Genomic DNA, 8,195 nt, shown 5'->3' with positions numbered 1-8,195 from the left:
GAAGATGCTGAGGAAGAGGATGAGGACATAGTGGCAGAACTGCCAGCTGTGGAGCCTGAGCAGACCGTAAGCAAGAGCACTGGTAAAGCCAACAGCAAAGGCACTAGCAAAACCAATAGCAAAGGCAAGGGCGGCAATACTCGCGGTAAGAAAGCGTGATGTGTCATGAGTGCTTTTCAGGACCAGCTGAAGAAGGATTTTGCCAATGTGTTTATCAACCTTGACGAATTCGGCTCCGAGCACGAATTAAACGGCGTAAATGTGCGATGTGTGGTTCAGTCTCCTACAGAACAGGATAACCTTTTAAAGGGCCTGCAATATCGGGGATTTGAAGCCGTACACGCACAACAGGCCATTGTTTATGTCGTAAAGGATGATTTGCAGGAGTTCCCGGCAAAGGATGAGGTTATGACATTTGATGGTGAAACATGCGTTGTTGATTCATGTGAGAACCAGATGGGTATGCTCAAGATAACCCTTGATTTTAACCATGCTTAGGCGGTGATATTATGGCTATTATTGCTGAATTGACTGGTGAAGAGATGTTAATTCGGGCACTTAATTCTTTGGCTGATAAAAACATCAACCGAATTATAGCTACAGCAGCTGGCAGAGCCGCCACCCATGCCCGAAAAGTGGGCACCAAGGAAATAAGAAAGGTGTATACTGCTAAATCTGGAGCGCTGAAAGGCAAGGCACAAATCAACAAAATGGCTGATGGTGCAGTAATTAATATTCGTGGTGGCAGTGAGCCGGTTAAATCATTTAGTGCAATTGTTAAGGGAAAAGGCATTTTTGTTGCAATCAAACGCAATAAAAAGGCGCTAATTCCCCGTTCATTCATGTTAAATAACCGCTTTGTGGCCAGAGATTCAACCAGCCGCCTGCCATTCCATGATTTGTATGGTCCATCTGTACCACAGTTGTTTGGCAATCCAGATGTATTGTCCAAAATGGAAGAGGCGGGGGCGGATATGTTTGAACGAAGGCTCATACATGAAATAACAAGGAGGTTAAACGTATGACCCCTTTGGATTGTGCCAGGGGCATTGCAACCTTTCTGAAAGAGGCTTGCAAGGAGTATGATGAAAAAATCGTCAATATTTACCCTGGCTTTTTGCCAAAACAAAATGTGGCAGCCGAGTTAAGACAGATGTGCCCTGCCATTGCGGTAAGGCCAGATCATGTAATTGATGATAAGGAGCAATCAACTGTTGGCATAGTAATCTACATATCGGTAATAGATAAGGACAAGAACTATTCCGGTGATACTTTATTCCATCTGATGGAGTTTATAAGGATGAAGCTTCTTGACAGTAACCCTATTGCCGACAGGTTTTTAATTGCCAATGGGATGAAAGCTACGGTTACCGATGAACAGCCTTTCCCATTATGGTTGGGCTATATCGAGTTTGATGTCTATCTGCCACAGCCTAAAAATCATAGTAATGCTAAGTCACTGGCTGGAGAATGGGGGTGCTGATGTGGCAAAAGCAAAAAACAAGAAAGAAATAATCCAGTCTACAGGAATCAAGGAAAAAACACCTATGATTTATGTAGGACCGGGTGCAAAAAATTCTATTCTGTCCACCTTTTCCATCTTTGCAGATGGTATTCCGACAGAATTTATAAATGATGATGTTTTAAAACACCTTTTTGTTACACCTGATAAGCTGAATGAAGCCAGGCAGGCAGTGGGCAAGAAGGGTACAGCACTCAACACTTTTTATAAGAAAGCTGTTGAGAAACTGAAAGGAGAGAATAAATAATGGCGTATTTTCATGGTGTAAAGGCCAGTGAGGTTCCTACTTCGATTGTTGCACCTGTACAGACAACTGCGGGCTTGCCTGTTGTATTTGGTACGGCTCCGGTGCATCTGACAGATGCTCCAACTGCTTATGTTAATAAACCTGTTATCTGCTATTCTTGGACTGAGGCTGTAGCTGCTTTGGGCTATAGTGGTGATTGGGATAAGTATACTCTTTGCGAGGCTATGTACAGTGAATTCAAGCTGTATGCTGTTAAGCCTATTATCTTTGTGAATGTACTTAACCCTGCAACGCATAAAACAGCTGTCAGCGGTGTATCCGAGGATTTGGCAGCAGATAAGACAGTAACCCTTAACGAGCCGGTTATCCTCAGCACATTAAAGGTTAAGGCATCCTCTGAGGCATCTTCCGATGCGGTACTGAATACTGACTACACAGCTGCTTATGATGATGATGGCAAGCTGATTATTACCGTACTTCCTGACGGAGCCCTTGCTGAGAATACCAGCATCGTTGTGACCTATGACAAGGTAGACCCTACAGCAGTGACTGCCAATAATGTTATTGGTGGTGTGGACAGTAGCGGTAATTCCACAGGTTTGGAGCTTATTGACCAGATCTATACTCTGTTCTCCATGGTACCTGGTATTGTGGCAGCTCCGGGCTGGAGTGAAAATCCAACTGTAGCAGCTGTTATGAAGGCCAAGAGTCTGAATATCAGTGAGCTTTTCCGTTGCATTTGCCTTACTGATGTTGATACCTCGCAGGTAACAAAATATGCCGATGTAAATGCCTGGAAGAATAACAACAATTACACTGGCACTAATCAGGGCGTATGCTGGCCATGTGTTCGCATGGGTGATATGGTATTCCACATGTCTACTCATCTTATGGGCGTTATAGGTGTAACAGATGCCGCAAATGATGATGTGCCTTATCAGTCTCCATCCAATCAGACACTGCAGGCCACTGGCCTTTGTTTGAAGGATGGCACTGAGGTTACCTTGTCCTTGCCACAGGCTAATCTCCTGAACAGCCAGGGCGTTATCACAGGTCTTAATTTCTCCGGTGGCTGGAAGCTCTGGGGTAATTATACCGGCGCATATCCGTCCATTACCGATGTAAAGGACAGCTTTATCTGTGTTCGCCGTATGTTTGACTGGCAGTATCAGACCTTTATTCTGACTTACTGGCAGAAGGTAGACCAGCCTCTTACCCCTAGACTGGTCAAGACTATCGTTGACAGTGAGCAGATTCGTCTTAATGGCCTTGTTTCCCGTGGCTTCCTGCTGGGTGCTGATGTTAAGTTCCTTGAAGAGGAGAACCCTACCACTGACCTGCTCAATGGTATTATTCGCGTTCATAGCTACATCACTCCACCAGTTCCAGCTCAGGAGATTGATGATATTCTGGAATATGATGTCAATAATTTCCAAACATTGTTCAGCTAATAAGGAGGTTTAAACAATGGCAGTAAATAAGGTTCCTGAAGTTATTAATGACATGCGTGCCTATATTGGCGGCAGTTCTGACGATATGATTGGCGTTAAGGAGGTAGAACTCCCAGAGTTCTCCTCCTTAACTGCTGAGGTTACAGGCATTGGCCTTGCGGGTAAAATCGATGCGCCGGTTGAAGGCCATTTCGATGGCATGGAAACCAAACTCACATGGCAGCTTCCTACAAAGACAGCTGCTACCTTGATTGGTGGCAAGACCGTTAGCTTGGAGCTGTATGCTGACAAACAGTATTTTGATAGTGGAAGCGATGCCTATGTTCATGAGCAGTATCGTGTTGCAGTACGTGGCCGTGTAAAGAGCCATAAGCCAGGCAGCATTAAGGCCGGTGAAGCTACCGACAGCGAAACCGTTATTGAGACGCACTACATCAAAATCGACATTGGTGGACAGACTGTCTGTGAGGTCGATAAGTTTGGCTATAAGTGCGTAATCAACGGCGTGGATCTGCTGGAGCAGGTACGTAAGAACATCGGAATGTAATGGAGGTATAAATGATGGCAGCAGAAAAAGAGCCAAAAGCGAATCCGGTTGCGGAAATGGAGACTGATGTGGAGCTGGTTCCGGAGGTAGTGGATGAAAAGGATGTAATCCATCTGAAAAAGCCGCTGCCAAATGGTAATACACAGCTGATTTTTGATTTTGACCGTGTAAACGGCTACACTCTACTGAAGTGTGAGAAGCAGGCCAAGAAGGAAGACAGTGCTATTTCCTATCTGCCATTCTCTCAGGTTTATCAGGCATTTGTAGCCGCTGCAGCCGCCAAAGTCAAGTATGACGATATTCTGAATCTTGACGGTGCAGATTTCATAGCTGTAACCACCAGAGTACAGGGTTTTTTAATGAATGTGGGCAGATAAGTCTTATCCGGACATCTGCCTTAAGAATGGCCAAATATACAAAAACGCCGATAGATTTCTTCCTGAAGTTATCTATCGGCGAATTTTATAAATGGGTAGAAGCAGTAAACGAGGAAATCGAGCTGGAAAGCAAAGAAATGAAAAAGGCGCAAAAAAAATAAGCGCCTTTTTCAAGACGCTCATGGCAATTTGCGTTTAGGCTCAAAATGAGCTAATAGTTCTTGGCATTCAGCAAGGCCCTCCTTGCAGATTCTATCTGCTTCAATAAGGGCTAGCTTCTCGCACCATGTTTTATTTTGACAATCGGAACAATCCATATAATGAGGATGTTCTTCTACTGAATACTTGCATGCAAGATAAGGGTCTGAATTGTTTAGGATTGAAGCTCTGAATAAGAACGACATGTTCAACACCCCTTTTTATTTAATTATACCATGAAAGGAGGCTGGCGAAAAGTGGCAGGTAAAGTAATGGAATTGGCACTTAAAATTAAAGGACAGCTTGATTCTTCCTGCACAGCAGCTATGCGGTCTGTAGCCGAAAAAGCAAATGAGCTGCAGAATAATTTTAACAATCTAACGAAAGCTACTAAAACTTTGCATACTGCTGAAAATATATTGAGACAGGGTAGCGATGCCCTGAAGCAGTCTCTGGCTCAGGATACTGTTTTATTAAAAACCATGGAGCGCTTTAGGTCATTAAAAATGACCAGCGAAGAAACTGCCAGGGCATTCGATAAAGCCAAAGCTAAAACATCTCAATTAGCAGCTGAATTTAGGCAGTCACAGGCGGCAACAGCTCAATTAAAAGCACGCCTTGATCAAGCAAAAACTGCATTACAGTCCATGAAAGGTAGCGTACCTACTGAGGTCATACGAGCTGCTAAGGCTGAGATAAAGTCATTAAATGCAGCATATCGTGAAAGTGCAGCAGCCACCAGGGCAGCCAGTCAGGCTTTTAATGCTTCAAAACAAAATGCCGCCGGGCTTAAAGCTGCATTGTCTGGCCAGCGTACTGAATTACAGCAAATTCGAGGGACACTGCAGGCGGCAAAAATAACAACATTGGATTATGCCAAAAGCTATGCCACCTTAAAAAATCGAATTAATGAAGCCAATACAGCCTTGCAGAATAATAGCAAAAGAGTGGAGCGGGCGCAGAAAGCTCAAAAAGCAGCTGAGAGGAGAGATAGTGCTCAGCAGAATCTTTTTGCAGCGGGCAGTAACTTTGTAATGGCCCAGCAAGCGGCTGAAACTATAATGTCTCCTCTAGTTGGCACCATAGAGGTCGCTGCTGAATTTCAGGCGGCTATGTCCAAAGTAAAGGCTATAACTGGTGCGACAAGTGAAGAATTTTCGAGATTGGAAGCAGAGGCTAAGCGATTGGGCCGGACAACACCATTCACGGCCAAACAATCAGCTGATGCTATGACATATTTAGGTATGGCAGGATGGAACACTGAACAGATACTTGCCGGTATGCCAGGTTTATTGAATCTGGCTACTGCCAGTGGTACGGATCTTGCCAGAACAGCGGACATCCTATCAGATGATTTGACCGCATTCGGATTATCTGCAGAACAAGCAGCGCATATGGCTGATGTATTCACCCTGACCGCAACTCGTACCAATACGAATGTGGAGATGATTGGTGAAACCATGAAATATGCGGCTCCTGTAGCAAGAGGCTATGGAGCAACCATGGAGGAAACAGCTGCATTAACCGGTTTAATGGCTAATGCGGGTGTAAAGGCCAGTCAGGCGGGTACATCCTTAAGAGCTGGTTTCTTAAGGTTGGCAGGGCCGCCTAAGAAAGCTTCAAAAGCTCTTGATGAGCTTGGTATCTCATTGTCAGATGCCACAAGAGAACAGCAGGAAGCCCAAGCAGCACTGCAAAGTTTGGGTATTGATATGGACAGCTTCAGCGGTAGTCCGGCGCACAAGATGGTTGGTATCATTACTGAGTTAAGAGATAAAACAGCAGGAATGACCGGAGAACAGAAACTGGCAACGTTGTCAGCCATTTTTGGCACCAATGCCGCCACTGGCTGGTTAAATGTTTTGGAAGCTGGACCAGAGGTATTCGAAGAGCTGACCAAGCAGATGGAAAATTGTGACGGGCAAGCTGAACTGACAGCCGGAATAATGCAGGATAATGCTCAGGGCGCACTTACCAGATTCAAGTCAGCTGCGGAAGGAGCTGCACTTGCTATTGGAGAGAAGTTCCTGCCATATGTTGGGAAAATTGCTGATAAGGGTGCAGAAATGGCGCAGAGTATTGGCGAATGGGCTGAAAAGCACGAAACACTGATTTTAACCATAGGTGTTGCTGCTGCAGCAATTACTGCCTTTATATTGGCAGCAACTGGCATAGCCTTAGCCTTTGCTGGAATACAGTTTGTTATTGCACAGCTCACGGCCATGAAAGTTGCCATAACAGGTTTAGAATTATCCACCAAATTGGCTGCGGCGGCAACAAAAATATGGACTGGTGCACAGTGGCTTTTAAATGCGGCCATGAACGCAAACCCAATAGGGTTGGTTATCATGGGAATTGTTGCATTGATTGCTATTGGCTATGTTCTTATGGAGAACTGGGACACCGTAAGGGAATATATGACCATGATTTGGGAATCCCCAATAGCCGCATTGTTGGCATTTATTACCGGGCCAATAGGCATGTTAATATACATTGTTTCCGGTATAATTGCCAACTGGGAGGAAATCAAGGCATGGTTCAGTCTTTTGTGGGATGATCCGTCAGCAGCGTTGGAACAATTTGTAAATTTCTTCCAGGAAAAGCTTATGGGATTATGGAACAAGGCCAAAGAATATGGCGCGAAAATAGCCGAAGCTCTTAGTTTTGGGATATTTAGTGCTGATGGTGGTGGCGGTACCGATGTAAGCCACAATGCCCAGGGCGGTATCTACAACAAGGGCGCGTTCCTTACCACCTTTGCTGAGGATAGCCCTGAGGCAGCAATACCTCTTGATGGTTCTCAGCGTGCACTGTCACTTTGGCAGCAGGCTGGGCAGATGCTTGGAGTCATTCCATCTGTGGCAGCGGTTCCACAGAGTAGCGGGGCGGCTATTCCAAAACCGGTATCCCGTCCGGTGGCTATGGAGCCACCAAGAAGCAGACAGGATATTAAAATGGAGTTTGCCCCTACCATTAATATCAATGGCGGCGGTAATTCATCCGATGTTGGTTCGATTGTTAAAGCGGCACTGCGAGAACAATATGAGCAGTTTATGGCTGATTTGCCAAGACTGTTTGAGGATATGCAGTCAAATAAAAGGCGGTTGAGCTATGAGTAAGACATACACAACTATTCAGGGAGATATGTGGGATTTAATTGCGTATAAGGTGTATGGCAATGAGGTTTATATGACTGATCTGCTGGAAGCCAATGAGCAATACAAGGCCACATCCGTATTTCCTGCGGGGGTTGTTCTGACATGTCCGGAGATTCCGGTCAAAAGGTCGCGCATAGCCCCGCCATGGAAGGGGTGATAATGTGCCAGAAGCTGGTAAAGAGAAGCTATTATCACGGAGGGCATGGTTGGCTGTAAAGTACACCAAGAAGGGCGAAACCGAATCCAAGGATATATCTGAGGATTTGGCCAAGTATCTGATTTCTGTGGATTTTACGGACAACCTCTCCGACACAGTGGATGATTTGACCATAACCCTTGAAGATAGGGCCAAGCTATGGCAGGCTGACTGGTACCCGGATACCGGCTCAAAGCTGGATGTGACGGTTTACACCCTTAACAAAGAGAACCTTGACGAAGGACAGAAGGATTATCATGTGGGCGAATTTGAGATTGACCAGATAGAGGTCACGGGTTCGCCCTCTACTGTCCAACTAAAGGCTGTTTCTGTTGTTTCAGAGTCCTCTTTGCGAGGTGTAAAGAAAAACCGCACATGGGATAACATCTCCATTTGGAAGTGTGCTGATGACATAGCCAAGGAGAATGGCATAGCTTGTGAATGGTACTGCACTGATAATCCAAATCTGGATCATGTGGAGCAGTCAGATGAAAGCGAT

General features: G+C 45.2%; 10 protein-coding genes and 1 pseudogene. All 11 read left to right on the top strand.

Going from position 1 to position 8,195, the window contains the following annotated elements:
• Window positions 1-165 precede the first annotated feature (165 nt).
• Complete coding sequence (locus tag K6C05_RS04585) at window positions 166-498, top strand: hypothetical protein (RefSeq protein WP_296731803.1); 333 nt, start codon at window positions 166-168, stop codon at window positions 496-498.
• A gap of 11 nt (window positions 499-509) precedes the next feature.
• On the top strand, window positions 510-1,025 hold the full coding sequence (locus K6C05_RS04580) for a hypothetical protein (protein ID WP_296731800.1): 516 nt from the start codon (window positions 510-512) through the stop codon (window positions 1,023-1,025).
• On the top strand, window positions 1,022-1,483 hold the full coding sequence (locus K6C05_RS04575) for a hypothetical protein (protein WP_296731797.1): 462 nt from the start codon (window positions 1,022-1,024) through the stop codon (window positions 1,481-1,483). Before K6C05_RS04580 ends, K6C05_RS04575 begins: the two co-directional genes overlap by 4 nt.
• Window position 1,484: 1 nt before the next feature.
• Window positions 1,485-1,769, top strand: a complete 285-nt coding sequence (locus K6C05_RS04570) for a hypothetical protein (RefSeq protein WP_296731795.1) — start codon at window positions 1,485-1,487, stop codon at window positions 1,767-1,769.
• On the top strand, window positions 1,769-3,220 hold the full coding sequence (locus K6C05_RS04565) for a phage tail sheath family protein (protein WP_296731793.1): 1,452 nt from the start codon (window positions 1,769-1,771) through the stop codon (window positions 3,218-3,220). Before K6C05_RS04570 ends, K6C05_RS04565 begins: the two co-directional genes overlap by 1 nt.
• Before the next feature lie 16 nt (window positions 3,221-3,236).
• Window positions 3,237-3,767 (top strand): phage major tail tube protein, encoded by a 531-nt coding sequence (locus K6C05_RS04560; protein WP_296731791.1) that lies wholly within the window; start codon window positions 3,237-3,239, stop codon window positions 3,765-3,767.
• Window positions 3,768-3,778: 11 nt separating this feature from the next.
• Entirely contained in the window at window positions 3,779-4,144 is a 366-nt protein-coding gene (locus K6C05_RS04555) for a hypothetical protein (RefSeq protein ID WP_296731789.1), read from the top strand.
• A gap of 26 nt (window positions 4,145-4,170) precedes the next feature.
• A complete protein-coding gene (locus tag K6C05_RS04550) occupies window positions 4,171-4,305 on the top strand; it encodes a hypothetical protein (protein ID WP_296731786.1) in 135 nt (44 codons plus the stop codon).
• A gap of 294 nt (window positions 4,306-4,599) precedes the next feature.
• Complete coding sequence (locus K6C05_RS04545; protein ID WP_296731783.1) at window positions 4,600-7,461, top strand: phage tail tape measure protein; 2,862 nt, start codon at window positions 4,600-4,602, stop codon at window positions 7,459-7,461.
• The gene (locus K6C05_RS04540) at window positions 7,454-7,657 is read left to right on the top strand and encodes a tail protein X (protein ID WP_296731781.1); all 204 of its coding nucleotides are present in this window, start codon (window positions 7,454-7,456) and stop codon (window positions 7,655-7,657) included. The genes K6C05_RS04545 and K6C05_RS04540 overlap by 8 nt, the downstream gene beginning before the upstream one ends.
• 49 nt (window positions 7,658-7,706) lie before the next feature.
• Window positions 7,707-8,195, top strand: a pseudogene (locus tag K6C05_RS04535) (hypothetical protein); the annotation flags it as partial.

The sequence above is a fragment of the Anaerovibrio sp. genome (genome assembly GCF_024697385.1).
In the GTDB taxonomy this organism is placed as follows: domain Bacteria; phylum Bacillota; class Negativicutes; order Selenomonadales; family Selenomonadaceae; genus Anaerovibrio.
Note: the sequence above shows the minus strand (reverse complement) of the source record. Positions and strands in the feature narration are given on the sequence as shown.

Bases quoted from the DNA above. Each gene is read 5' to 3' on its own strand.
- K6C05_RS04575 (WP_296731797.1), top strand. From the start codon at position 1,022: ATGACCCCTTTGGATTGTGCCAGGGGCATTGCAACCTTTCTGAAAGAG.
- K6C05_RS04585 (WP_296731803.1), top strand. From the start codon at position 166: ATGAGTGCTTTTCAGGACCAGCTGAAGAAGGATTTTGCCAATGTGTTT.
- K6C05_RS04550 (WP_296731786.1), top strand. From the start codon at position 4,171: ATGGCCAAATATACAAAAACGCCGATAGATTTCTTCCTGAAGTTATCT.
- K6C05_RS04560 (WP_296731791.1), top strand. From the start codon at position 3,237: ATGGCAGTAAATAAGGTTCCTGAAGTTATTAATGACATGCGTGCCTAT.
- K6C05_RS04555 (WP_296731789.1), top strand. From the start codon at position 3,779: ATGATGGCAGCAGAAAAAGAGCCAAAAGCGAATCCGGTTGCGGAAATG.
- K6C05_RS04580 (WP_296731800.1), top strand. From the start codon at position 510: ATGGCTATTATTGCTGAATTGACTGGTGAAGAGATGTTAATTCGGGCA.
- K6C05_RS04565 (WP_296731793.1), top strand. From the start codon at position 1,769: ATGGCGTATTTTCATGGTGTAAAGGCCAGTGAGGTTCCTACTTCGATT.
- K6C05_RS04540 (WP_296731781.1), top strand. From the start codon at position 7,454: ATGAGTAAGACATACACAACTATTCAGGGAGATATGTGGGATTTAATT.